Consider the following 25170-nt stretch of genomic DNA (forward strand, 5'->3'; position numbering starts at 1 on the left):
GTCGAACCATAGTCCGCCGCCCATCTCCGCCACAAGCCCGATCCTTGTGCGTCGATCCGGACCGGGCCTATATTGAGCCAGCTTCCTGCCGGTACGAAAGGTCCGCCTGGTGGACCACGCGGATCGCCGACACCCCCGTGAATGGAGAACCCGGCATGCAATGGAACCGTCCCGCCCTCCTCGCTGGACTCGTCGCCGCCGCGACGGCCGCGATCGGGCTCGTCGCCGTCCTGCCCAGTGCGGCGCAGAACCCCAAGGACCGCCAGACCGGCGCCCGCGAGCTGGGCAGCCCCGACTACGGCGTGTGCCGCGGCGTCGACGAACGCTGCTACCACGACTGGGGCAACTTCGACCCGTCGAAGGGCTACAAGGTCCTGCTCTTCACCCGCACCGCCGGACCCCGCCACGCCAACCTCGGCCCGGCGCTCGGCACCGGCCTCAACCCGGTCCTCGCCGCGACCAGCGTCGTGCAGAACGGCGTCGTGGCACTGGGTCAGAAGAACGGCTTCGCCGTCGACTGGACCGAGGACCTCGCCCAGGTCAGCAGCCCCAACCAGCTGTTCCGGTACAACGCGGTGATCTTCTTCAGCACCTCCCGCGACACGCTGGACGACGCGGCACAGACCGCGCTGCGCCAGTACATCCGCGGCGGCGGCGGGTTCGTGGGCGTCCACAACGCCTTCGGCACCGAATACAACTGGCCCTGGTACGAGGGCCTGCTCGGCGGCGCGAACTACTACGACCACGGCCCGGCACAGCCCGGCACGGTCCGGGTCGTGGATCGCCGTGACGTCTCCACCGCCGGCCTGCCGCAGACCTGGCAGCTGCGCGACGAGTGGTACAACCTGGTCCCGGCGCCGACCAAGGTCCGGGTCCTGGCGACCGTTGATGAGAGCACCCTGGCCGAGGGCGTCGAGGGCTCGATGGGCCACCCGGGCCACGGTGACGACCACCCCGTCACCTGGTGCCAGTACTACGACGGGGGCCGCGCCTGGCTGACCACGCTGGGCCACGACGGTCAGATCTTCGGCGACGGCAGCGCGTTCCCCGGCGCGGTGCAGTTCCAGCAGATGCTGGTGGGTGGCATCAGGTCCGCGGCCGGCGCCGCACCGTTCTGCCGCTGACCCGCACCGCCACCGGCGCCCCGCAGCCCTCAACCGGCTGCGGGGCGTTGGTGCAGGACCAGGAACAGGCCCGCGACCGTGGCCGCCATCCCGGCCACGCTGACCGGCGGGATCGGCTCGGACAGCAGCGCCCACCCCCACAGCACACCGAACAGCGGGACCAGCAGGTTCACGTTCGCCGCACGGGCCGGGCCTTCCGCCGCGACCAGGCGGTAGAACAGCAGGTAGGCCAGCGCGCTGCCGGCGAGGCCGAGCACCGCCAGGCGCAGCACCAGCCCGCCGGTCGGCGCCGCGCGGACCGGCAGCACCAGCAGCGCGGGAGTCAGCAGCAGGCACGCGGCCAGCTGCTGGCCCGCAGCAAGCACGGCCGGAGGCTCGTCCGGGAACTGCCGCGCCGCGAAGAAGCCGCCGTAGGCGAACACGGCCGCGCCGGCCAGTCCGGCCAGAACGCCGAGGACGCCACCGTCGCCGAGGTGCAGGCCGCGGCTGGCCATGGCCACCGCGACACCGCAGATCGCCAGCACCAGTCCCGCCGCTTGGCGACCCGTCGGGCGGCGGCCGGCGAAGGCCAGCGCGAACAGCGGCGAGGACGCGTTGAGCACGGCGGCCGTGCCGGCGTTGAGGGTGAGCATCGACAGCGAGATCAGGCTGAACGGCACGGCGGCGGACAGCGCGCCGAGCAGCAGGTAGGCCCGCCAGCGCCGCCACTGCGGACGCTGGCCGGCGGCCCGCGCCGCGAGCAGCAGCGCGGTGCCGCCGATGAGCGTCCGCACGACGGTGACCCCGACCGGCCCGGTCGCCGGCACGACGTCGCGCACCAGGACGTAGGACAGGCCGAACAGTGCGCCGCAGGCGAAGAGCCCGGCGAACCTCACAGTCCGAGATACACGCGCCGCACCCGCACGTCGTGCCGCAGCTCCTGCGATGAGCCCGACATCGCCACGGTCCCGTTCTCCACGACCAGGCAACGGTCGGTGGCCTCGAACGTCAGCTTCGCGTTCTGCTCCACCAGCAGCATGCTGAGCCCGTCGGCGCTGAGGCGCTGCAGCGCGGCCAGGATCTCCTCGACGAGCTTCGGTGACAGGCCCATGGACGGTTCGTCGAGCAGCAGCAGCCGTGGCCGGGACATCAGCGCCCGGCCGATGGCCAGCATCTGCTGCTGCCCGCCGGACAGCGCGCCGGCGAGCCGGTGCTGCATCTCCCCCAGCACCGGGAACAGCGCGAAGACCTCGGCGAGTTTCTCCCGCGTCTGCGCGTTCCACTTCTGCGCGTAGGCGCCGAGGAGGAGGTTCTTCTCCACGGTCAGCCCGGCGAAGACGTGCCGTCCCTCGGGCACGTAGCCGATGCCGTGCCGGACCATGTCCCGGGCCTTCACGCGGGACAGGTCCTTGCCGTCGAGGCGCAGTGCGCCGACGGTGCGCGGGACGAGGCCGAGCACCGCCTTCAGCGTCGAGGTCTTGCCCGCGCCGTTGGCGCCGATGATGCCGAGGCACCCGCCGGCCGGCACGGCGAAGCTGACGGAGCGCACGGCGCAGACGCCGCCGTAGTGGACGGTGAGGTCCTCGACCTCCAGCGCCGGTGCGGTCATCGGCTTGCCTCCTCGATCGGGACCTCGGCGATGGTGTCGGACATCGAATCGCCGAGGTAGGCCTCGATGACCTGCGGCGCGGCGGCCACTTCGGCCGGGGTGCCGTCGGCGATGATCCGCCCGCTGGCCAGGACGGTGACCCGTTCGCAGAGCGACATGACCAGGCCCATGTTGTGCTCGATGAGCACGACGGTGACCCCGCTGTCGCGGATGGAGCGCACGATCTCGCTGAGCTGGCGCACCTCCTCGCCGTTGAGTCCGGCGGCGGGCTCGTCGAGCAGCAGCAGCTTCGGCCGCTGGGCCATGGCCCGGGCGATCTCGACACGCCGCTGGGTGCCGTAGGGCAGCGCGCCGGGCAGGGCGTCGGCGAAGTCGGTGAGGCCGAAGCGGGCCAGCAGCGCGTCGCCGCCGACGCGCAGGGCCCGGTCGCGGCGCCAGACACCGACCGGCCACAGCAGGTACTGCCAGATGGATCGGGTGCGGGTCTGGTCCAGGGCGACGAGGATGTTCTCGCGGACGCTGAGCGCGGTGAACAGCCGCAGGTTCTGGAATGTGCGGGCCATCCCGGCCTGGGCGAGCCGATACGGGCTGGCGCCGCTCACGGTGCGACCGTCGAACACGACCCGGCCCGTGGTGGCCTTGTACAGCCCGGTGACGACGTTGAACAGGGTTGTCTTGCCGGAGCCGTTGGGTCCGACGATGCCGCGGATCTCCCCGCTGCCGACGGCGAGGGACACCTCGTCCAGTGCCCGCAGGCCTTTGAACTGCTTGCTGATCCCGACGATCTCCAGCAGCGGCCCCTCGCGCTCGGACACCTCGGTCGCCGCGTACGGCTCGAAGGGCCGCAGCTCCTGCCGGGGCCCGCCGCCACCGCGGACGAAACGCTCCCACAGCCGCTTCGGCAGCCCGGCCAGGCCGGTCGGGGCGAACACGACGACCAGCACGACGACGCTGCCGTAGGCGACCTGCGCGTAGGTGGGGTAGTCGACGAGCAGCTCACGCAGCAGCGACAGCATGACCGCGCCGGCGACGCAGCCGAGCAGGCTCTGCCGCCCTCCGATGATCACCATGGCGAGCAGCAGGAACATGTTGGCGATGCTGAACGACTCGGGCGCCACGTAGCGCACGAGGCCGGCGTAGAGGACACCGGCGGTGCCGCCGTAGACGCTGGCGAGCAGGAACGCGGTCATCCGGACCATCGGCACCTCGACGCCGACGGACCCGGCGGCGAGCGGGTCGTCGCGCATGGCCCGCATCCGCCGGCCGAGTGGCGTGCGCACGACGAACAGCCCGAAGGCGAGGGCGATCGCGAACACGATGAGTTCGAGGTAGTAGAAGAGGTATTCGCTGGAGAGGTCGACGCCGGGCAGTTCGGGCACCGGGATGGCGTTGATGCCCTCGGCGCCGCCGCTGATCTCGGCGTTGGTGACCCAGTTGGTGAACGCGAGTGCCAGTCCCAGGGTCACGATGCCGAGGTAGTGCGACTGGACCCGCAGCGCCGGGGTGCCGACGACCAGCCCGGTGACGGCCGTGGCGACCAGGGCGAGCAGCGCCGCGCTCCAGAAGCCGAATCCGGCGTTGGTCGTCAGGATCGCCACGGTGTAGGCGCCGACGCCGAAGAACGCGACCTGGGCGAGGTTGACCTGCCCCGCGATGCCCATGGCGAGGCCCAGGCCGATGGCGAGCAGCGCGAAGATGAGCGTGACGTCGATGACGTGGATGGCGTAGGAGTCCACGCCGTAGGGCAGCATCCACAGCGCGGCGCCGATGGCGGCGAGGATGGCGAGGCGGCGTTTCATGCGCGGTTCACCGTCCTTTCGCCGAAGATGCCGGTGGGGCGGATCATGATGATGGCGGTGAACACGAGGAACGTGACGAGTTCGCTGTAGCCCTGGAAGTGCCCGGCGGCGAACGCGTCGAGGACCCCGATGGCGAGCCCGCCGAGGATGGCGCCCGGGATGTTGCCGAAGCCGCCGAGGATCGCACCGGCGAAGCCCTTGATGCCCAGCGCCCCGCCCATCGTCGGGCTGACGTAGAGCAGCGGCCCGACCAGGCCGCCGGCGAGGGCGGCGAGGCCGGCGCCGATGACGAACGCAATGGAGTTGCTGCGCCCGACGTGGATGCCGACGGCGGTGGCCGCCTCGTGGTCCATGGCGACCGCCTGCATCGCGGTGCCGCGCTTGGTCCGCGACAGGAACAGCATCAGCAGCACCATCGCCACGGCCGCGATGGCGAGCACGACCAGGTCGTAGGTGCGGATCCGCAGGCCGAACAGGTCGATCGGCGCGGCCGGCACCGGCGAGGGCACGGCCCGCCCGGTCGCGCCCCAGATGATGATGGCCAGGGCGTCGAGCACGATGCCGAACCCGATGGTGCCGATGAGCATCAGGTCGAAGTCCTTGTTCTCCAAGGGCCGCAGGACGAACTCGATGACGAAGCCGACGATCCCGGTCACCACGATGGCGACGATCATGGCGAGCGCGAACGGCAGCTTGACGGACATGTAGAAGGTCGAGGCGACGTAGGCGCCGAGCGTCACGACGTTGCCGTGCGCGAAGTTGACCAGGCCCATCGTGCGGTAGACGAGGGAGAATCCCATGGCGACGAGGGCGTAGACGGCGCCGAGGCTCAGCCCGCCGATCAGTGTTTGCAGTGTGACTTGCATGGCTCTCCCGATGCCGGACCGGGGCGCCCCGGTGGGACGCCCCGGCGAGGTCAGACTCAGCTCGCGGCCTGCAGCTTGCCGTTGGTGATGATCCCGATCGCGGTGGCACGGATGCCGACGCCGGTCTCGTCGAAGGCGAAGTCGCCGAGCAGCCCTTTGTACTTGGTGGCCCGGATCGCGTCGGCGAGGGCCTTGCCGGTGGCGCCGTTGCTGGTCTTCAGCGCGGTCAGCACGATCTGCGTGCCGTCGTAGGCCTTGGCGCCGTGCAGTTCGGCCTCCTCGTTGAAGGCGGCCTTGTACGCGGCGGCGAACTTCTTCGACGCGTCGTTGATGTCGTTGCTCAGGTAGGGCGAGCTGACGATCGTGCCTTCGGCCTTGGCGGCGCCGGCGGTGTCGAGGTAGACCGGGGTGCCCTGCGGGGCGGCGCCGGCGAACGGGACGGTGATGCCGAGGTCGCGGGCCTGTTTGACGATGAGGCCCGACTGGACCTCCTCGGCGCCCAGGAAGATCAGCTGTGGGTTCTTCTGCCGGATGGCGGTCAGCGCGGCGCTGAAGTCCTTCTGGTCGGTGGTGACGACCTGGTCGGCGACGGGGGTGACGGTGCGGGTCTGCAGCGCCTTGAGGAAGGCGTCGTGCTCGCCCTTGCCGTAGGACCCGTTGTTGGTGATCATCGCGATGGTCTTGATGCCCTTGGTGTCCACGACGTACTTCGCCAGGGTCTCGTCGTAGGTGGTGCTGGTCGGGCCGTTGAGGAACAGGAAGGGGCTCTTCACCGCGACCAGGCCGTTGGACTGCCCGGACGTGATGTTCGGGATCTGTGCCTGCTGCAGGATCGGGGCCATCGCGATGGTCACCGCGCTCTCCGCGGTGCCGATCATCGCCGTGTACCCCTCGCTGGCGATCTTGCGGGCGAGGTTGGTGCCGACGGTCGGGTCGCCCTGGTCGTCGAAGACGTCGAGCTGGATCTGCCGGCCGTTGACGCCGCCGGCCTTGTTCCACTCGTCGACGGCGAGCTTGGCACCCTTGAGCTCCCACGCGCCGAGCGAGCTGAGCTGCCCGCTCTGCGCGTCGACGAGCGCGAGCTTGATCGGGCCGGCGTTGCTGGTCGGCTGGTCGTCCTTCTTCTCGCCGGGGGCGCTGCAGGCGGTCAGGGTGAGGGCCAGCAGGGCGGCGCCGGCAATGAGTCTGAAGCGAAGTGCGGACATGTGCGCATCACCTCGGGGTGTCGGAAACGGTGCGTCCGGAAGGGGTGTTCACTCGAAGACACCGTGGTAGATGTCTTTGATGTTCCAGTGCCCAGGGGTCGGCACGGGCTCGTTGACCATCGCGACGTCCAGCACGGCTGGGCGGCGGCGACGGTGTGCGGTCAGGAGCGCGTCGCGCAGGTCCTCGACGCGCTCGATGAGATACCCGTCGGCGCCGCAGGCGCGGCCGAGGGCGGCGAAGTCCGGGCTGTAGGGGTGGCCGTCGGGGTCGGTGAAGGTGCAGCCGTACGTCTGGCCGTAGTTCGCGGCCTGCAGGTCGGCGATGGTGCCGTGGGCGCGGTTGTTCATGACCACGAACAGGACCGGCAGGCCGCGTTCGACGGCCATCGGCAGCGCCGGCAGCTGCGCGCTCATGCCGCCGTCGCCGACGAGCGCGACGACGACCCGGTCCGGCAGCGCGAGCTGGACGCCGAGTGCGGCGGCCGGGCCGAAGCCCATGGTGGAGGCGCCGCCGGGGGCGATGAACCAGCCCTCGGGCGGCAGCGGGTAGCACTGCGCGACGCCGTTCTTGTTCCAGCCGACGTCGGTGACCAGGATCGTGTCGGGTGGCAGTGTCTCGCGCAGGTCGAGCAGGATCCGCTCGGGCCGCAGCGGGAACTGGTCGCTGCGGCCGCGTTCGGTGCTGCCGTCGAACAGTGCGGTGCGGGCGGCCCGGATCTGGTCGCGCAGCGCCGGGCGGCGCACGGCCTGCGGGGCGGCGCGGCGCACGGCCTCGTCGACGGCGCGCACGGCGTGCGTGGCGTCGGCGACGATGCCGAGCTCCACCGGGTAGTTGCGGCCGATCTCAGCCGGGTCGATGTCGATCTGGATGAGCTTCGTCGGCGGCACCCGCCAGGTGTAGGCGGGGTTCCAGGAGCTCGCGTCGGTCTCGGCGAAGCGGGTGCCGATGGCAAGGACGACGTCGGCCTCGAGGGCGTAGGTGTTGGTGACCTCGAGGCCCCAGAAGCCGGTCATGCCCATCACGAGCGGGTGCTGGTCGGGCAGCGAGCCCTTCGCCATCAGCGAGTGCGCGACCGGGATGTCGAGGTGCTCCACGAGCGACAGCAGGGCCTTGCGCCCGTCGCCGGGGCCGAGGCCGCCGCCGAGGTACACCAGCGGTCGCTGCGCCCCGATGAGCAGCTCGGCGGCCCGCTCGGCGTCGGTGACGCTCAGGGCCGGTGCGCTGGTGGCCGCGGGCAGCGGGTAGGTGGTGGCCCGCTCGGCCGGCAGTGGGCGGGAGAAGAGGTCCATCGGCACGTCCAGCAGGACCGTGCCCGGCCGCCCGGCGGTCGCGGTCCAGAACGCCCGCTCCGTGAAGCGGGGCAGGTCCTCGACGCGGTGCACGTGCCAGGCCCGCTTCACGAACGGCCGGTAGATCGCGGTCTGGTCCGCGTCGGCGTGAAGATTGACCTCCTGGTGGGGGTGGCGGCCGTACATGTAGGACGGCACGTCCCCGGCGATGGTGACCAGCGGCACCGAGTCCAGCGCGGCGGTGGCCACGCCGGTGACCGCGTTCATCATGCCGGGGCCGACGTGCACGAGCAGGACGCCGACCTTGCCGGACGCGCGGGCGTAACCGTCGGCGGCGTGCGCGGCGGCCTGCTCGTGCCGGGCGATGACGAACTCGATCCTGCTGCGGCCGATCGCGTCCAGCAGGGCGATGTTCGTGTGCCCGCAGGTGCCGAAGATGTACTCGACGCCGTATGACTCCAACTGCGCGACGAGTGCCTCGGCCGCGGTCTTGGTCTCCACGCTCATCGCGGGTGTTCCTCCAGGTGCTCGAACGTGATCCAGGTCTTGCCGGGCAGCTCCCGCGCCTGGGCGAACGCCTCGTGCGCCCGCGCGAGGGGGTAGCGGCCGCGCAGGATGCGGCCGGGCCGCAGTTCGGCGGCGCGGTCGACGGCGGCGGCGAAGTCGGCCGGGTGGTCGTAGATGAGGCAGCCGAGCAGGGTCAGCCGCCGCTGCACGACGGCGAACGTCGACAGCCGGGCCGGGACGGCGCTCTGCCCGATGAGCACGATCCGGCCGTCGGGGCCGCACCGCTCGATCGCGGTCTCCAGCGCGACCGGCACCCCGGAGGTCTCGAACACCACCGGGAAGTCCATGCCGTCGGGCATGGCGGCGGCGCCGAGACCGGCGGCGGTGGCCAGGCGACCCTCGTGCGGGTCGACGACGAACGGGACCGCACCGTGCGCCTGCGCGGCGAGGCAGACGAGCAGGCCCTGCGCGCCGGCGCCGACGACGAGGCAGCGCTCGCCGGCGGTGAGGCCGGCGCGGGCCACCGCGGCCAGGGCGACGGCGAGCGGCTCGACGCACACCAGGTCCTCGTCACCGAGGCCGGCCGGTGCGGTCCAGGCGAACCGGGCCGGCACGCTGACGCGCTCGCGCAGCGCGCCGGGCTCGTTGATGCCGAGGATGCGCCGTTTGGGGCAGACCGCGGTCCGGCCGGCGTCGCAGGCAGGGCAGCTCAGGCAGGGAAAGTTGGGTTCGACGGCGACGCGTTCGCCGAGCCGGTCGGGCGCGACGTTGTCGCCGACCCGCACGATGTCGCCGATCGCCTCATGACCGAGTGCCCAGGGCAGGTGGGGCACGGCGCGTTTGCCGTCGACGACGGCGAGGTCGGATCCGCACACGCCGACGGCGCGGACGGCGATCACGACGTCGTCGGGCCCGCACTCGGGCTCGGGCCAGTCGCGGGTGACCTCGACGGCGCCGGGGCCGGTCAGGACGGCGGCCCTCACGTGCGGGTGCCCCAGATCGACAGGCCGCGCAGCAGCAGCGTCTTGACCACGGTGTAGTCCTCGATCATGTACGCGGGTGACTCGCGGCCGAAGCCGGAGTCCTTGACCCCGCCGAACGGCACGTGGTCGAGCCGGAAGTTCGACGAGCCGTTGACGATCAGCCCGCCGACCTCCAGCTCCCGCCAGGCGGTGATGATCCGGCCGATGTCGTGGGTGAACAGCCCGGCCTGCAGCCCGTAGCGGCTGCGGTTGCAGGCGGCCAGCACGGCGTCGAAGTCGTCGTAGGGCAGCACTGCGACCAGCGCGCCGAACACCTCGCGGGTCACGACTGCGGCGTCCGCGGGCGGGTCGACGACGATCGTCGGAGCGACCGTCGCACCGTCGCGGGTGCCACCGAGCGTGATCCGGGCGCCGCCGGCGGCGGCCTCGGCGCTCCAGGCGACGACGCGCTCGGCGGCCTCGTCGTCGACCATCGAACCGACGTCGGTGGCCGGGTCGAGCGGGTCACCGACCCGCAGCGCGGCGACCTCCTTGCCGAACGCGGCGACGAACTCCTCGAAACGGGACCGGTGGACGTAGACCCGCTGCACCGAGATGCAGCTCTGCCCCGAGTTGGTGTAGCCGGTGCGTGCGCAGACGGCGGCGGCCTGGGCGATGTCGGCGTCGTCGCAGACGATCGTGGCCGCGTTGCCGCCGAGCTCCAGCACGAGCCGTTTGGCGCCGGCGGCCCGCGCGACCGCGGCGCCGGTCTCGGCGCTGCCGGTGAAGCTGATGACGCTGATCTGCGGTGCTGCGCACAGCGCGGCCCCGACGGCGCCGCCGCCGTGCAACAGCTGCACCGCCTCGACCGGTGCTCCGGCCTCCAGCAGCAGGGCGACGACCGCGGCGGAGACGGCCGGCGCCTGCGGGGGCGCCTTCACGATCGTCGTGTTGCCGGCGGCGAAGGAGGCCCCGAGCTTGTGCGCGAGGAGGTTGGCGGGGGCGTTGAACGGGGTGATCGCGAGGGCGACGCCGGCCGGTGCGCGGTAGGTCAGTGCGGTGTTGCCGACGCCCCGGTCCCAGCCGGCGACCGGCAGCAGGTCCCCGCCGATGCGGCGGGTCTCGGCGGCGCAGACGGCGAACGTGTCGGCGACCCGGTCGAGTTCGCCGCGGCCGTCCTTGACGGGTTTGCCGAGTTCCAGGGCGATGAGCCGGGCGATCGCGTCGCGGTGGCGCACCGCGAGTTCGGCGGCCCGCTCCAGGACCGCGGCGCGGGCGGCCGGTGCGAGTGCCCCCACCGCCCGAGCGCTGGAGTGGGAAAATTGGACTGCACTGTGGATCGCTTGGTCGTCGGCGACGGTGGCCCGGCTGACCGCCCGCTGGACGTACGGACCGATTCGATCAGCCTGCTGGCCGTCCGTACGCCACACTCCTGCCAGCAGGGATGGTGCCGGCGCCGGCTCGGCGCCGGTCGATGCAAGGATCGCGTTCAGCATGTTCGCTCTCCGAAGACCTGATACCGCTTGACGGTACATCTGGACCACTATGCGGACTGGGTGTAACGTACGGGCGGCTGACCGCCGCTGGCAAGAGTCCGAGTCGCAAAAGTTACGAGCGCATGAAACGGCACCGAGCGCGCGACAATCGGCGTCCAGAAGCGATGGCACGAAGCGATGGAGAACCACATGGCCAAGGCAATGACGGGTGACACCGAGCCGACGACCGAGCCGGCGACCGAGGTCGAGTCGCAGGGCGTCCGCAGCGTCCAGCGCGCCCTGGACATCCTCACGCTGCTCACCGAGGACCGGCCGCTCGTCACGATCCGCGACATCGTCGAGGAGACCGGGCTGGCCAAGACCACCGTCATCCGCCTGGTGCAGACCCTCGAACAGTGCGGCCTGCTGTGGGGCACCGCCGCCGGCTACATGGCCGGGCCCGGGCTGTGGCGCTGGGCGCATCTGGCCCGCCGCAGCTGGGAGCTGCCGCCGGAGACCCAGCGGATGATGCGCGACCTCGCTGCCCGACGCCGCGAGACTGTCAACGTCTACGTCGCCCGCGACATCTACCGGGTGTGCGTCGCCCAGCAGGAGAGCCCGCAGCCGCTGCGGCACGTCGTGCACGTCGGCGACGAGCTGCCGTTGTGGGCGGGCGCGTCGGCCAAGGTCCTGCTGCACAACGCCACGCCCGGACGCCTGCTGCGCGTGGCCAGGAGCTCCCCGTACGGCGAGCCGCACATCAAACGGCTGCAGGAATGGATCGACGAGGCCGCGCACCAGGGGTACGCCGCCAGCCACGGCGAACGTGAGGACGGGCTGTCCGCGGTCGCGGTGCCGATCCACTCCCGCTCCGGCGCGGTCGTGGCCGCCCTGACCCTCAGCGGACCCACGCTGCGCTTCACCGACGAACGCGTCGCCGAGTTCGCCGCAGACCTCAAGGACGTCGCCCAGCGGATGTCGGAGCGCGGCTTCGACCACCCGCTGGGCAGCTCGCTCTGAACCTCCCCGCGAAGGAGCACCCGCATGCACGAGCGACCGCTCGCCGGTATCCGAGTCCTCGACCTGACCAACGTCCTCGCCGGCCCGTACTGCAGCTATCAGCTCATGCTGCTGGGCGCCGAGGTGGTCAAGGTCGAGGTGCCGGGACGCGGTGACCTCGCCCGCCAGCTGGGCTCCGACCCGGACCTCAACCAGCGCGGCATCGGCGCGTCCTTCCTGGCGCAGAACGCCGGCAAGAAATCCGTCGAACTGGACCTCAAGGAGGCCGCGGACCGCGTCGCGTTCGAGGAACTCGTCGGCGCAGCCGACGTGCTCCTGGAGAACTTCCGCGCCGGCGTCCTCGCGCGGCTCGGCTACGACTGGCCCCGGCTGCAGGCGCTGAACCCGGCGCTCATCGCCTGCTCCATCACCGGATTCGGCCAGACCGGGCCGATGAGCCAGGCACCCGCCTACGACCAGATCATCCAGGGGCTGTCCGGCATGATGAGCGTCACCGGCACCCAGGACACCGCGCCGCTGCGCGTCGGCTTCCCGGTCTGCGACTCCATCGGCGGGCTCGCCGCCGCGCTCGCGATCACCGCCGCCGTGGCTGCCCGCCACCGCACCGGCACCGGTTGCCACCTCGACGTGTCGATGCTCGAGGCGTCGATCTCCGCGATGGGCTGGACCGTGTCCAACTACCTCGTCGCCGGCGTCCCGCCCGAACCGACCGGCGACCAGAACGCGACCGCCGCCCCGTCGGGCACGTTCGACACCGCCGACGGGCCGCTGAACATCGCGGCCAACCGGCAGGAGCAGTTCGAGTCGCTGTGCCGGATCGTCGGCCGCACCGACCTGATGAACGACGTACGCTTCGCCGAACGCGAAGGCCGCAAGACGCACCGCGCGGCGCTCAACGACGAACTGAACCGGGCGCTGCGGCAGCGCCCGGCCGCGGAGTGGGAACGGCTGCTCACCGCCGCCGGCGTGCCTGCGGCCCGGATCCTCACCGTCCCGCAGGCGGTCGAGCTGGAGCAGCTGCAGCATCGCGGCTTCATCCAGGAGCTGCCGTTCCCCGACGGATCCGGGCGGCCGCTGCGGGTGGTGAGCAGCGGCGTGCTGTACGACGGCGAGCCACTCACCCCCGATGAGCCACCACCGCTGCTCGGTCAGCACAACACCTCCGTCCCCGAGCTGCTCGCGTCCTGGCGCGCGGCCCGTCTCGTCTCCGAAGGGGCACCCGAATGACCGTGGAAACGGGCGACGACGTGCGCCGGCGGGTCGCCGACTGGTGGGGCACCTCCGTCTCGCGGATCGAGCCCGGCGTGATCGAACTGCGCGGGCACCCGATCCAGGAGCTGCTCGGCACCACCTCGCTCACCGACGGGATCTGGCTCATGCTGCACGGCACCCTGCCCACGCCGCGGCAGGCCGAGCTGCTCGACGCGGCCCTCGTCGGCTCCCTCGACCACGGGCCGCACGCCCCGTCGATCGCCGTCGCCCGCATGTCGGCGACCTGCGGCGTCGGGCTGAACAACGCGATCGCCAACGGCGTCAACGTCATGGGCGACGTCCACGGCGGTGCCGGTCAGCAGTGCCTGGAGCTGTACACCGAGATCCGCGACCTCGCCGCGGCCGGCACCGGCCATGCCGAGGCGACCCGCGTCGTCGTGCAGCAGTGGCAGGCCCGCAGCAAGTACCTGCCGGGGTTCGGTCACCGCTTCCACCCGCGCGACCCACGCCGCGACCCGCTCCTCGGCCTCGTCGAGCGCGCCGTCGCCGACAGCGTCGTCGCCGGCGACTTCCTGGCCGCCGGCCTCGCCGTCGAGGCAGCGATCGCCCCGGTGCCGATGAACATCGATGGTGCCACCGCCGTCATCTACGGCGAGCTCGGGTTCCCGGCCCCGCTGGCCCGCGGACTGTTCGTGATCGCCCGCAGCGTCGGCATCCTGGCCCACGCCTGGGAGGAGATGCAGGGCGGCCGGCGGATCAAGGGTCCGATCCCGCCGGACATCCGCCCCACCTACCGGCCCGCCTGAAGGCCCGCCGGCACGCCCTGCGCCCCGGCGACCGCCGGGGCGCCGAGGTAGTCGCGGGTGGCGTTGAGCGCCCGGCGGGCGTGCTCCTTCGCACCGACCTGCGCGACGAGCGTCGCCCGCGGGATCTCCAGCGTGTAGGGCAACCCGGGCGGCAGCGCGTCCAGGATGCCGTGCACGTCGATGCCGCCCTCACCGGGGAACAGCCGCTCGAACCGGGCGGTGTGGATCAGGCCCTCGTTCGTCGGCGGCACACCGGGCGGCGCGTCGCAGACGTGCACGAAATGGAACCAGTGCGGCGGCAGCTGCCGCAGGTCGGCGATGCTGGACCCGGACCGGGCGAAGTGCAGCAGGTCCACGAGGATGCCAGCATTGGGCTGGTCCGCGGCCCGCAACACCCGGACCGCCTCGCGCAGGTCGGGCGTCTCCGTCCACGACGGGAACTCCAGGTCGACGGTCAGCCCGAACCGCCGCGCCAGCTCGCAGATCTCCGCGAACCGGTCGATCTTGCGGTTGCGGTCGGGGTCGGGCAGCTGCGTGATGACGTGCCTGGCGCCCAGCTCCGCGCCGGCCTCCAGGAACGGCAGGTAGTCACGGGGCGCCCGGTCCGGGCTGATCCGGGCCAGCTCGACGTCCAGCACCTGCACGCCGGTGGCGGCCAGCCGCACCTTGGTGCTGCGCATCAGCGCCGGGTCGGTGGCGAGGGGGTAGTGCGGCTCCTGCGGCGTGACCCGGGTCAGGCGCAGGCCGACGAACCGGTAGCCGGCGTCGGCGGCTGCCTCCACGAGGTCCGGCGGCGACAGGCTCAGCGCGGTCAGGTGCGCCAGCGAGTAGTCGTGCCGCTCGGCGACCGACGTGGGCACTTCCCGCAAGGTGAGCAGACGGCGCTCGCGGTGCGCCGCCATGCGGACCGGCACGCTGTTCGGGTCGCCGTAGCCGGTGTAGCCACCGACGCGCTGGACCACCGCGAAGAACACCCGGGAGCCCAGCATCTCGGTGTAGAAGTGCAGGTATTCGCCGTGCTCGTCGCGGTCGTACATGATCGAGTGCTCGCGCAGCTGCGCCAGCCGGTCTGGGGCGAGGTCGAGGCGGGCCTCGAGGTCGGTGTAGTAGTTGCCGGGGATGCGCAGCACGGTCCCGCCGAGGACGCGCATCGCGGCGGCGGTGGCCACGATGTCGTCGGTGTGGAACGCCACGTGCTGCGGGCTTGCCACGGTCGGCGCCCAGTCGCCGCGGCGCAGCGGTGCCGTGTTCAGGGCGACCCGCAGCCGCCGGGTGGGGTCGGTGGCGATGCGGGTGCGGATCAGGCCGAACGGCGCGGCGATCTCGGTCGTCTCCTGTGCCGTGAGGCCGAGCACCGTGCGGTAGAAGACCGCGGCCTCGTCGAAGTCGTCGAGCGACTCGGTGAGCGACACGTGGTCGATGCCGCGGATCAGCCCGTCCTGCGGGCCTTCCCCGTCCTGCGGGCCTTCCCCGTCGAAGTCATCCAGCCAGGAGCCGCTGTCCGCCGCCGTCTGGACCAGGAAGACCGCGGTCCCGTCCGGCGCCGCGACCGACGTCAGCTCCGCCTCGCCCGGTTCGCACAGCCGCGGCAGCACCGGTGCCAGCAGTGCCTCCGCACGGCTCGCTGCCGCCGCCGGGTCGGTGCACTCCACCCCCAGTGCGCAGATCGCCGCGGTGCCGGGCGCGACCGTGCGCTGGTCACCGAAGTTGAGCAGCACCCGGGCCTCGCCCTGCCGCCACAGCTGGACCGGTTTGGAGCGGTGCCGCGCCGCCCCGGCGAACCCGAGCGCGGTGAGGGCCCGCGCCACGGCGGGACCGGACACCTCGTCGACGGCGAGCTCGGCGAAGGCGTGACCGGCGAGCGGCGGCGCGGCGGGCAGCCCCGAGCGCCCGACCGACTCCCGCAGCGCCAGCAGCGTGCGCATTCCGTCGATCGCGGCGTATCTGGGGTCGGCCTGGCGGTAGACGTCGTTGAACACCTCGAGCGAGAACGGCCCGTCGTAGCCGGTGCTGAGCACGTGCCGCACGAGCGCCGCCAGGTCGAACGAGCCCATGCCGGGGAACAGCCGGTGGTGGCGGCTCCACTCGACGACGTCCATGTCCAGGCGCGGCGCGTCGGCGAGTTGCAGGTGGAAGATCTTCCCGCCGGGGACCACGCGCAGCGCTGCCGGGTCCTCGCCGCGCGAGAGCACGTGGAAGCTGTCCACGCACAGGCCGAGCGCCGGGTGGCCGGCCCGCCTGACGATCCGCCATGCATGCGCGGTGGTGCTGACGAACCGGCCCCAGGCGATCGCCTCGTAGGCGATGCGCAGCCCTCGCCGTGCGGCCCGGCCGGCGAGCTCGGCGAGCTGTTCGGCGGCCAGGTCGTCGTCGTCCACCGCGTCCGGCGACACCGACGAGGTGACCAGCAGCGTCGTCGCGCCGAGCTGTTCCAGCACGTCGAAGACGCGCTCGGCGCGGCGCAGGTTGGCCGCGAACACGTCCGGCGGCACCGCCTCGAAGTCCCGGAACGGCTGGTACAGGTCGATGCCCAGCCCTCGCCGGTCGCACTCCTGCCGCACCCGGGCGGGCGACCACGGCGAGGCGACCAGGTCGTGTTCGAAGAGCTCGACACCGGTGAACCGGGCCGCGGCGGCGGCCGCGAGCTTGTCCTCGAGCGTGCCGGACAGGCACACGGTCGCGATGCTCAGACGAGGGCCGGCCTCGGAGAAACGCATGGGGTGCCGCCTCGAACTGGTGGAGTGAACGTACTAGATAGTTACTTATACCGCCCCGCCGACCCGCACGGAAGGCACGTTCTCGGACCGGCCCGGACCACCACGGCCGAGCCTGATCGCGCACGAGCGGCAGCGTGCCGCCGCCCGTGCGCGCCGGCCGCCGTTCAGTACACCTCGATCTTCCCGGTCGGGCGCGGGCTGAAGCAGTCGTTGAAGAAGTACTCGCCGCGCTGCTGGAACGTGTAGGTCGCGGACTGGCCCGGCTCCAGGCGGAAGTCGAACAGCCCCTCGAAGAACTGGGTGGCGCCGTGCACGTTGACGTTGTCCGCCGGGTTCACGAACGTCACGGTCGTGCCGACCGGCACCCGCAGATGCGTGGGCGCCATGGCGTTGACCGCGGTCGACTCGACAGCGCTCACCTGACCGGTCGTCGCGTTGTACGTGCGGGCGAGCACCACCTTGTTCCCGACCGCGCTGCCCTCGACCGGCCCACCGGACACCGGGCGGCGCACCACCGGTGCTGGCGGCGTCGGCGCGGGCGGCAGGTCACCACCGAGCTTGAACGCCCACAGGTAGTCCCCGCGCGGCGCCGAGTCGCCGTACGGGATGCCCGTGCCGCCGGCATAGACGGCGAGGTACTGCTCCCCGTTGACCTCGTACATGATCGGGCTGCTGCTGATCGCCGCGCCGCACTGGAACCGCCACAGCTCGCGGCCGTTCTCGGCGTCGAGGCACAGCAGATTGCCGTCGGGCTGGCCGATGAACCCGAGGTTCGCGGCCGTGGTGAGGATGCCGTTGCCGTGCGCGAGGGAGTACGGCATGCGCCGCTTCCACCGCACCCGGTTGGTGCTCACGTCGACCGCGACGACGCCGCCGGTCAGGTACTCCCCCGGCGGCCGCAGGCCGTTACTCGCCTCGGTCAGCGAGTGCGCAGCAGCGACGTACCCGTAGCCGGTGTACACCAGCCCCGTGCTGTGACTGAAGGACTGGTGGTTCCAGCAGGCACCGCCACCGTGGCCGGGGATCGAGAGCACGGGGACGTCCCAGTGCGGGTCATACAGCCTGCCCTGCACGTAGTTCGGCACGGCCCGGTTGGGATCGCCGGGCACGGCGGTGCCCAGCGGCTGGTCGACGACCCTGTGCTCGGTCCACGGCCCCTGCCGCGGGAACGGCTGCGTCGGCCAGGTCTTCTGCCGCTCGTCCTGCGGCACCGGCACCTCGTCGATGCCCAGCGGCGCCGAGCCGTCGGTGCGGTCGAGGATGAAGTACATGCCGGACTTGCTGCCGTAGACGACGACCTTGCGCAGCCGTCCCCGGATCCGCACGTCGGCCAGGACCGGGGCCATGGAGTTGTCCATGTCCCAGATGCCGTGATGGACGGACTGGAAGTGCCAGCGGTACTTCCCTGTCTTGATCTCCATCGCGACGATCGAGCTGGAGAACAGGTTCGTGCCGCCGCGCTGTGAACCGTCCTGCGACGAGCGGCTGCCCCGCGCGTTGCCGAACGTCCAGTACACCAGGCCGAGCTCCGGGTCGAGCGCCGGATGCAACCACGGGGTGGCACCACCGGTCTGCCAGGAGGTCCCCTCCCAGGTGTCGTTGCCGAGCTCGCCGGGGCCGGGCGCGCCCCAGAAATGCCAGACGACTTCGCCGTCGGCGGCGTTGACGGCGAGCGCCGCACCCCGATCGCCGTCGTGGGTGCCGACGTGCAGCAGGCCGTCGTGGTAGGTCACGGCGACCTTCTCCATGTTGCCGTACTCACCGATCTGCCGCTCCCACACAACGGCGCCGGTGTGCTGGTCGAGCGCGATGAGCCAGTTGCCCCGGCCATGGGTGAAGACCAGGCCCTGACCGACGGCGACGCCACGCCGGGTCAGCGTGCCGCGGGTCTGGCGGTAGACCCACTTGGTGACGCCGGTCGCGCCGTCCACGGCGTGGACGTTGCCGAGGGCCGACTCGATGTACAGCACTCCGTCGACGGCGACGGCGGTGCTCTGGTTGGTCCCGCTGGTCAGGCCGCCCTCGATGCGGTTGACCCAGGCGGCACCGAGCCGGCGCAGGTTGCCGCGGTTGATGCGGTTGAGCGCGGAGTAGTTCTGGTTGCCGTAGTTGCCGCCGACCTTGGGAAAGTCCCTGGCCAGCGGCGTGGTGCAGGATCCCGGGACGCGGCTCGCGGCAGGTGCCGCATCCGCCTCACCGGTGGCGGCCTGCGCCAGCGCGGAGCCCACCGCGGTCGCCGCCGCACCCTTGAGCACCTGCCGACGGGTTTGCTGATGCTTCAACCTTTGCCCCCTCTTGGAGCTGAGGCCGGACGTCGCGGCGGTGCGGCGGGCACCCAAGCTGCGGGCCTTGCGGACGTCCGGCACATTCACGATCTTGCGGTCCGCTAGATGGACCAATCGAACCACAATTGGGTAGGCTGAATATATGGCGGCGGACCCGGTTTGTCCACGCGTCGCCGCGCACCCGGTCTCCGCCTGACCGTTTCTCCGACCTAGCGGCGCTCGTCAATCACGGGCCGGGCCTGACAGCCTCGGCGATCCGCAGCGCGACCTCGGCGGGCGTGAGATGCGTGGTGTCGACGACCTCCGCCTCGGCGTGCAGCCACGTGCGGGCCGCCTCGGCGTAGGGCTCGAGGTATTTGAGGCGGAACGGGGACGGCACGGGGTGCTCCCCCGCGATCCGCCCACGGAGGGTGTCCTGGTCGGCGTGGAGGACGAAGTGCCTGACCGGGATCGCGTGCTGGGCGAGGCCCGCGCTGATCTCGCGCCAGTACTGCTCGACCAGGACAGTCATGGGGATCACCAGGGTCCCGCCGGTGTAGTCGAGCACGCGGCGGGCGGTCTCGACGACGAGCGGCCGCCACGGTGGCCAGTGCTGGAAGTTGTCCGTCTCGGGCAACCCCGGCGTGATGTCCATGAGCGTCGCGCCAACCTTCTCGGCGTCGAACACCCGCGAATCCGGGATCAACGGCTGCACGAGCACACTGGTCGTTGTCTTACCTGCGCCGTGGGTGCCGTTGATCCATACGATCACGGGACCCGATGATAGTGGCTCAGCACATGACCGTGACCAGGGCCGATAAGGTTGCCGCGTGGCAGTGATCGGCGGTCCCGGAGCCTCCTCGCCCGAGCAGCGGAAGTGGGAAAGCGCGACCGACGGTTCGACGGGACGTCTCGTCGATGCCGTGGTGTCCGGCGTCGTCCAGGCCAGCGAGCCGTCGCGACTCGGTGCCGGACTCCTCGACATCACCGTCGACAGCGACCCGCGGGAACCGCTCCCGACAGGCGTGCTGGACATCCTGGGTCACTGGCGCACCGGCCGGCCGGTCGAGAAGAACCTGTGGGCCGGCTACGACCGGGAACTGCTTGACCTTCTCGAAGCGGAACACGTCGAGATCGACCTGCGCTGAGTCGTCAGCCGCCTCCTTCACGTGCCGCCACACCGTGCGTCACCACCGCGCACCCGGCACAGCACCGGGGCACTGTCACACGAGCAGCGCCTCGAGCTGCGGAAGTCGGTCGAACATGTCGGGGAGGCCGCGCACGCCGTTGCGCACGGACTCGTGTGACAGCGCGAGGTCAGGGCCGGTGCTCACCCCACCACCGGCGAGGCAGCGGAGGATGTTCCACCTCGTGAACCCCAGCCAGCCGCCGATCATGAACACGAACCAGCTCGGACCCGACGGCGGCAGCGCTGCGCCCCCTGCGGCGTAGCCGTCGAGGACCGAGCGGAAGATGGCGGGCTCGATGCTGTCGAAGCCAGGCCCCTTCGCGAGGCTCAGCGCGGTCGAGCCGAGCTCACTGGACAGGTCGAGCATCCCCGAGAGCTCCCAGTCGAGCACCACCGGCCGACCGTTTCGAGCGAGCAGGTTCCACGGCTGGATGTCCCTGTGGGTCAGCACGACGGGGCCCGGCCGTTCGCAGGTGTCGACGAAGTGGGCAATCGCGAGGAACGTCTCCACGTGGGAGGCGAGTTCGTCGGCCCACGGCTGTCCGGTCGCCGCCGCCCGCCCGGCGAGCTCGGGCCAGTCCCGTGCCGCCGGTTCCTCGACCGACACGTCGGTCCACTCGACGTCGAGCGCGTGGATGCGCGCGAGGATCTCACCGATCTCGAACGCGTACGCCGCCGACACCGGTGCTTCGGGCACCTTCTCTCCCTCGGCCCACCGGTGGACGAGCGTGTGGTGGCTGGCCGAGATCGGCTCCGGCATCGGGATTCCGGCGGCGAAGGCCGCCCGCTCGAACCTGAACACATCCTCGACGTGGTACGTCGAGCGGCGGTCGACGAGGTTCAACTCCTTCACCGCGAACGACCCCTGGTCGGTGTCGAGCCGGTACATCCGGTTGGCGAACCCACCGTGGACCCGGATCATCGGCCCGATCGGCGCGCCGAGATGCGAAAGGTCGGAGGGCACGCCGTCGTCAGCGGTCACCCCACGCAATCCAGTACTCCAGCCCGGGATCGTTATGTAGACGGATGACGATCGGTTGACGCGCCGCGTCGTATCAGCCTCCCGGCGCTCGTCCGCCCGCACGCTCCGACGCGATCAGAGCCTCTATCCGTTCCAGCTCAGGGTCACGCAGGCCGACCGTTTCAGTGGTCCAGAACGCTTCGGGATAGATCAGCCGGCCGACCATCCACGGCTGGTACGACGAAAGAAGCGCCACCTGGAACCCCGGGTCCGGGATGCGCGTCGAGGGCGGGTCGAACCCAAGGGCGGAGGCGGAGCTGAACCCGCGGCGTCCGTAGTAGTCCGGGCTGCCCTCGAGGAAAACGGCTGGTGCGCCACGATCTCCGGCGGTCTGCAGCGCCGCCGCGACCAACGCGGTGCCGACGCCGTGGCGCTGGCGGTCGGGACGTACCGACAGCGGGGAGAGCACCATCACTTCGACCAGCTCGCGTCGAGCGTCCACCCAGCCGCGTGAGAGACCGACGTGCCCGACCAGCTCCTCGTCGACAACCGCGACCAAACTCGCCCGAGCTGCTCCGCTGGTCTGCAGAGCTCGCATCATCTGCACAACGCGCCCGTCCGGTGGCTCGCCGAATGCCGCCGAGACGACCTCCTCGGCAGCCAGCTCTTCGGCCGGCATCACAGTACGGATCTCCATGGCGCGACCTTAGTGTCAGTGGTCCGCCGGCGCACCGCATTTCTCGGGCTCCATCTCGCGCCCATCAGCGGGCGTGGCGGTCTGGGTGCACTGCAGAGATATGTCGCTCTATCGCAACCGGCACCTTCGCTCAGCCCTGTGTCTGGCAGCCCTGCGAGCCCGGCTGCGCAGCGATGCCGAAATGCGTGATGGTCATGTCGGCCACGTCAGCGGGACTCCGCCTGGTGTTGTCGATGCGCAGGTAGTCGGTACGGTCGTCGAACCGGCCTCCCGAGCCGAGGCGGTACTGCTGATCCAGTTCCAGCAGGTTGCGCTCCGAGAAGGCGACATCCCGCTTGGACGGCTTTTCCGCCAGGCGTGACGCGCCGCGATTGCGCTGGAGCCGTTCCTCCTGACTGGCCTCGAGCTCAAGGAAGAGGACCCGGCCGCCGCGCCGTCTGAACGGCTCCGCGAAGCCATCCACTGCCAACGCATCGTCGGGAAGGTCGAACGCCCAGACAAAGGTGAAGATCAGTCCGGGCAGATCGCTGGCCGCCACCTCTTCGATCAGGTCGCGACGGAACCGGTCAACCAGCCGCCCGAACGGCGGACTACCGAACGGGAAGAACCGAAGCACCGGCTCAATCGCCATGTGGTTGTGGAACAGCCGTAGGCCGGTCCGGGCGGCGATCTGCTCGCCCACGGTCATCTTCCCCACGGCCGGCGGCCCGACGATGAACAGCAGCGTCCCGGTCACCGCGCCAACGCTATCCGTCCTTAACCTCACGATCGAGGCGTTTACCGACCGGCCGCGTCGGCGCCGGATACTCGCGCGCTCATCGGCACGTCCGCGAGCTGGCGACCCACTGCCATGATCGGTGCGAGTCCATCGCGGCATGTCCGAGCAACTGATCAAGCGGCGCTCGCCTTCCTTCGCTGTAAGGCCGGGCGCGGCTCGAGGGCCATCCGCCGGGGTTAAGGCTCAGTCGGTGCCGTCCTGCACCGGATAGTGGATGACGACCGCACCACCGGTGGCGTAGTTGGCGACATCGGCGGCCACCTGCCGGCCCTGCGGAGACGCCCTCGCCGCGGTCATTGCCGCAGCGTCAGCGAACTCGGCTTCGAAGACCGCGAAGTACGGCGTCTGACCCGGCGTCGCTGCCACGTCGAAGCTGTAGCGCCACGCAAGCAGGCCGGGCAGGCGCGTGACCAGCGGGAGGTGGGTGGTCACGTAGTAGTCGCGGAAGTGGTCGGGATCGGCGGGTTGGGGATACAGGACAACCAGCTTGTGCATGACAACCTCCGTTTACACGATCCAATGTCCAGAGTCGACGCTCTTGGCTGGGTGCTTTTCGCCGGGGCCAAGTCAAGCCGCCCGAGGGGGCCACGGGAGGCCGCCAGAACCAGCGGGGTGGTGCCGGTTGCGATAATGCAGTGGTCGAACCCGATCGGATGGGGCCGACGGGGAATCGGTGACGTTCAGGGGTCCTGCGTCGGCGAACGTCGCGCGGCGCGGATGGCGGCCACGGATCCAAGGGCCCGCACCGACGACGATCAGATCGAATCGTTCGGTTCCTTTGGTTTATGGGTGCGTCCTGTCCAGCCAGTCGGTGATGAGGGGAATGGCGTCGCTGAGGGTGTCGGCGCGGTGGTGTGCGCCGGCGAGTTCGTCGTCAGGGTGGGTGGTGCGTACTGCGATCACCGTCATGCCTGCATTTCGAGCTGCTTCTACGCCGGCGGGAGCGTCCTCGATCACCATGCAGTCGGGCGCCGGCACGTTGAGGAGTTGCGCCGCGCGTAGGTAGCCCTCCGGATCGGGTTTGCCGCGTCGGACCTGGCTGCTGTCGACCAGGACCGGAGGATCGGGTAGCCCGCCGGCGCGCAGGCGGTGCAGGACCGTGGGCGTTCGGCCTGAGGTGACGACGCCCCACCGCCGGTCCTTCAACAGGCTCAACACCGCGGCGGCGTCGGGGTACACGGGAAAGTTGTCGCCTTCGTGGGCCATGAATTCCCTGATCAGCCGGTATTCGGCGGCGGCGTCGAGGTGCGGTGCTACTACCTGAATGGTGTCGACGGGCCGGCGGCCGTGAGTGTGTGACCAGACCATGTCCGGATCGAGGTTGCGGTGGTCTGCCCATCGGCTCCAGATCCGGCGGTATGCGGGGTACGAATCGACGAGCACGCCGTCGACGTCGAACAACACTGCCTTGTCGGTTGCGCCCGCGCCGATGTCGTGGAGGTGATGCAGCCCTTCGTGCGCGGCCTGCCGAACCATCCACAGGACGGTGCGGCGTTCTCGAGGGAGCCGGACGGCTGAGCGGCTCCACTGCGGTTCGCTGATCTCGCTCGTGAGGGCGGCGAACCGGTCAACGTTACGTTCGAGATCCAGCAGCACGGCGGCCAGCGATTGCTGGTTGTAGGCGCGCTGCTCGGCACGCTCGTCGTTGCGCATCGGTTCGAGCGTGGGCTCGTGCTCGGTCAGCGTGCGGCGAACTCGGGTGTCGTAGACGTCGTAGACGTCGCGGACATGGCAGGCGTACTCCAGCGCCGACCACACCCCGGACGTGGGCCGTCGGCGCAGGACGTCAACGGGCAGGTGCTGCAGCCGGCGCCGGTACCGCGTGGGATAGCTGCGGATCAGCCCGAGGGCCGCAGCGGTGGTCAGGTCGCCGTATCGCAGACCACACGATTCGCAGTGGTGGTCCTCTTCCGGCAGGGGTGGAAGGGTCATCACACCGCCAGGCTGTGCGGCAGGCCACCCATGGTCACGGTCTGCTCGGTCATGTCGTGGATAAGCCGGGCGGCGGGGAGGACCACGTGGGCGAGGTTCACCGATCGCAACGCGCGGCGTGCCTGCTCGGGAGTCTGCCAGGTCAACGCCAGCATCACGAGGCCCCGGCCTCGGACACGGCCGGTCTCGCAGCCGAACCCGCAGGCGCCTGCACGATCGGCAGATCAATGCCCATCCGGTCGCACAGCGCAGTGCGTAGACGCCTCAAGAAGCCACCCCCGCCGCTTCGGAAATCGAATCAACTCACCGGACGCTACTGTATCGAAGATCGAAGCATCAAGAGGGGTGACACAGGCGATGACGGTACCCAGGCCAGGCCAGCCCGTACGCGGATCGAGTACCGGACGACCCCTCATGGCTGCCCTCGACCTCTTCGGCCGCCGCTGGAACCTGCGCATCGTCTGGGAGCTGCGGCACGGGCCGGTCGGGTTCCGCGCGCTGCGGCAGCGCTGCGACAACATGTCCTCCAGCGTCCTGCGGCAACGGCTGACCGAACTCCTTGACGCCCAGCTCGTCGCCCAGCAGCCGGACACGACCTACACGCTCACCGACCTGGGCCGCGGCGTCTACCAGGCATTGCGCCCGCTCGCCCGCTGGTCCGACGCGTGGGCCTCAGCCCTGAGCGAGGACGACAAGGACTGAACCCGTGAAGCACCGCCCCTGGCGCTTCGGAAACCGAATCGCTACCGTGATTCTGAATCCGAATCGCCTGGAGGGG

The 25170-nt window shown here is 70.9% G+C and carries 23 protein-coding genes; 6 read left to right on the forward strand and 17 right to left on the reverse strand.

The window, feature by feature from the left end; all coding sequences use genetic code 11:
* Positions 1-155 precede the first annotated feature (155 nt).
* Positions 156-1124 (forward strand): ThuA domain-containing protein, encoded by a 969-nt coding sequence (locus tag ACFPIJ_RS17605; protein ID WP_380116141.1) that lies wholly within the window; start codon positions 156-158, stop codon positions 1122-1124.
* A 29-nt stretch (positions 1125-1153) separates the two neighbouring features.
* Here ACFPIJ_RS17605 and ACFPIJ_RS17610 read toward each other — a convergent pair whose 3' ends face one another.
* The 8 genes from ACFPIJ_RS17610 to ACFPIJ_RS17645 are packed head-to-tail and all read right to left on the reverse strand — an operon-like array spanning position 1154 to position 10876.
* Positions 1154-1999 (reverse strand): DMT family transporter, encoded by an 846-nt coding sequence (locus ACFPIJ_RS17610; RefSeq protein WP_380116142.1) that lies wholly within the window; start codon positions 1997-1999, stop codon positions 1154-1156.
* Positions 1996-2712 carry an ABC transporter ATP-binding protein gene (locus ACFPIJ_RS17615; RefSeq protein ID WP_380116143.1) on the reverse strand — a complete coding sequence of 239 codons (717 nt, stop codon included), beginning with the start codon at positions 2710-2712 and terminating at the stop codon, positions 1996-1998. Before ACFPIJ_RS17615 ends, ACFPIJ_RS17610 begins: the two co-directional genes overlap by 4 nt.
* Positions 2709-4511, reverse strand: a complete 1803-nt coding sequence (locus ACFPIJ_RS17620; RefSeq protein WP_380116145.1) for a branched-chain amino acid ABC transporter ATP-binding protein/permease — start codon at positions 4509-4511, stop codon at positions 2709-2711. Before ACFPIJ_RS17620 ends, ACFPIJ_RS17615 begins: the two co-directional genes overlap by 4 nt.
* Positions 4508-5377 carry a branched-chain amino acid ABC transporter permease gene (locus tag ACFPIJ_RS17625; RefSeq protein ID WP_380116148.1) on the reverse strand — a complete coding sequence of 290 codons (870 nt, stop codon included), beginning with the start codon at positions 5375-5377 and terminating at the stop codon, positions 4508-4510. The genes ACFPIJ_RS17620 and ACFPIJ_RS17625 overlap by 4 nt, the downstream gene beginning before the upstream one ends.
* Before the next feature lie 56 nt (positions 5378-5433).
* Complete coding sequence (locus ACFPIJ_RS17630; RefSeq protein ID WP_380116150.1) at positions 5434-6582, reverse strand: ABC transporter substrate-binding protein; 1149 nt, start codon at positions 6580-6582, stop codon at positions 5434-5436.
* A 48-nt stretch (positions 6583-6630) separates the two neighbouring features.
* The gene (locus tag ACFPIJ_RS17635; RefSeq protein ID WP_380116152.1) at positions 6631-8379 is read right to left on the reverse strand and encodes a thiamine pyrophosphate-binding protein; all 1749 of its coding nucleotides are present in this window, start codon (positions 8377-8379) and stop codon (positions 6631-6633) included.
* Complete coding sequence (locus ACFPIJ_RS17640) at positions 8376-9362, reverse strand: zinc-dependent alcohol dehydrogenase (protein ID WP_380116153.1); 987 nt, start codon at positions 9360-9362, stop codon at positions 8376-8378. Before ACFPIJ_RS17640 ends, ACFPIJ_RS17635 begins: the two co-directional genes overlap by 4 nt.
* The gene (locus tag ACFPIJ_RS17645) at positions 9359-10876 is read right to left on the reverse strand and encodes an aldehyde dehydrogenase family protein (protein ID WP_380116154.1); all 1518 of its coding nucleotides are present in this window, start codon (positions 10874-10876) and stop codon (positions 9359-9361) included. Before ACFPIJ_RS17645 ends, ACFPIJ_RS17640 begins: the two co-directional genes overlap by 4 nt.
* A 150-nt stretch (positions 10877-11026) precedes the next feature.
* On the opposite strand from ACFPIJ_RS17645, the gene ACFPIJ_RS17650 reads away from it, so the two are divergent.
* Genes ACFPIJ_RS17650 through ACFPIJ_RS17660 form a run of 3 tightly spaced genes read left to right on the forward strand, consistent with a single transcriptional unit; the run spans position 11027 to position 13854 of the window.
* Complete coding sequence (locus tag ACFPIJ_RS17650) at positions 11027-11836, forward strand: IclR family transcriptional regulator (RefSeq protein WP_380116156.1); 810 nt, start codon at positions 11027-11029, stop codon at positions 11834-11836.
* A gap of 24 nt (positions 11837-11860) precedes the next feature.
* Positions 11861-13063 (forward strand): CaiB/BaiF CoA transferase family protein, encoded by a 1203-nt coding sequence (locus ACFPIJ_RS17655; protein ID WP_380116158.1) that lies wholly within the window; start codon positions 11861-11863, stop codon positions 13061-13063.
* Complete coding sequence (locus tag ACFPIJ_RS17660; RefSeq protein WP_380116159.1) at positions 13060-13854, forward strand: citryl-CoA lyase; 795 nt, start codon at positions 13060-13062, stop codon at positions 13852-13854. Before ACFPIJ_RS17655 ends, ACFPIJ_RS17660 begins: the two co-directional genes overlap by 4 nt.
* On the opposite strand, the gene ACFPIJ_RS17665 is transcribed toward ACFPIJ_RS17660, so the two are convergent.
* The 3 genes from ACFPIJ_RS17665 to ACFPIJ_RS17675 all read right to left on the reverse strand — a co-directional run bounded on the left by ACFPIJ_RS17665 (position 13839) and on the right by ACFPIJ_RS17675 (position 19607).
* Positions 13839-16571, reverse strand: coding sequence for a TIM barrel protein (locus ACFPIJ_RS17665; protein WP_380116161.1), 2733 nt, complete (start codon positions 16569-16571; stop codon positions 13839-13841). The two genes, ACFPIJ_RS17660 and ACFPIJ_RS17665, sit on opposite strands and share 16 nt — an antisense overlap.
* 164 nt (positions 16572-16735) lie before the next feature.
* A complete protein-coding gene (locus ACFPIJ_RS17670; protein WP_380116163.1) occupies positions 16736-18853 on the reverse strand; it encodes an outer membrane protein assembly factor BamB family protein in 2118 nt (705 codons plus the stop codon).
* A gap of 229 nt (positions 18854-19082) precedes the next feature.
* Positions 19083-19607 (reverse strand): DEAD/DEAH box helicase family protein, encoded by a 525-nt coding sequence (locus ACFPIJ_RS17675; protein WP_380116165.1) that lies wholly within the window; start codon positions 19605-19607, stop codon positions 19083-19085.
* Positions 19608-19665: 58 nt separating this feature from the next.
* Between ACFPIJ_RS17675 and ACFPIJ_RS17680 the strand changes: the two genes are divergently transcribed.
* The gene (locus ACFPIJ_RS17680) at positions 19666-19983 is read left to right on the forward strand and encodes a hypothetical protein (RefSeq protein WP_380116167.1); all 318 of its coding nucleotides are present in this window, start codon (positions 19666-19668) and stop codon (positions 19981-19983) included.
* 75 nt (positions 19984-20058) lie between these two features.
* On the opposite strand, the gene ACFPIJ_RS17685 is transcribed toward ACFPIJ_RS17680, so the two are convergent.
* The 6 genes from ACFPIJ_RS17685 to ACFPIJ_RS17710 all read right to left on the reverse strand — a co-directional run bounded on the left by ACFPIJ_RS17685 (position 20059) and on the right by ACFPIJ_RS17710 (position 24547).
* Positions 20059-21006: a phosphotransferase family protein gene (locus tag ACFPIJ_RS17685; protein WP_380116168.1), complete on the reverse strand. Its 948-nt coding sequence runs from the start codon at positions 21004-21006 to the stop codon at positions 20059-20061.
* A 73-nt stretch (positions 21007-21079) separates the two neighbouring features.
* Entirely contained in the window at positions 21080-21682 is a 603-nt protein-coding gene (locus ACFPIJ_RS17690; RefSeq protein ID WP_380116170.1) for a GNAT family N-acetyltransferase, read from the reverse strand.
* Between the two features lie 130 nt (positions 21683-21812).
* The gene (locus ACFPIJ_RS17695) at positions 21813-22418 is read right to left on the reverse strand and encodes an AAA family ATPase (protein WP_380116171.1); all 606 of its coding nucleotides are present in this window, start codon (positions 22416-22418) and stop codon (positions 21813-21815) included.
* A gap of 225 nt (positions 22419-22643) precedes the next feature.
* Positions 22644-22955, reverse strand: coding sequence for an EthD family reductase (locus tag ACFPIJ_RS17700; protein ID WP_380116173.1), 312 nt, complete (start codon positions 22953-22955; stop codon positions 22644-22646).
* A 288-nt stretch (positions 22956-23243) separates the two neighbouring features.
* Positions 23244-24392, reverse strand: a complete 1149-nt coding sequence (locus ACFPIJ_RS17705; protein WP_380116175.1) for an HAD-IA family hydrolase — start codon at positions 24390-24392, stop codon at positions 23244-23246.
* On the reverse strand, positions 24392-24547 hold the full coding sequence (locus ACFPIJ_RS17710; RefSeq protein ID WP_380116177.1) for a hypothetical protein: 156 nt from the start codon (positions 24545-24547) through the stop codon (positions 24392-24394). Before ACFPIJ_RS17710 ends, ACFPIJ_RS17705 begins: the two co-directional genes overlap by 1 nt.
* A 259-nt stretch (positions 24548-24806) precedes the next feature.
* Between ACFPIJ_RS17710 and ACFPIJ_RS17715 the strand changes: the two genes are divergently transcribed.
* Complete coding sequence (locus ACFPIJ_RS17715) at positions 24807-25094, forward strand: winged helix-turn-helix transcriptional regulator (protein ID WP_380116180.1); 288 nt, start codon at positions 24807-24809, stop codon at positions 25092-25094.
* Positions 25095-25170 lie beyond the last annotated feature (76 nt).

Source organism: Dactylosporangium cerinum, from assembly GCF_042653625.1.
GTDB lineage: Bacteria > Actinomycetota > Actinomycetes > Mycobacteriales > Micromonosporaceae > Dactylosporangium > Dactylosporangium cerinum.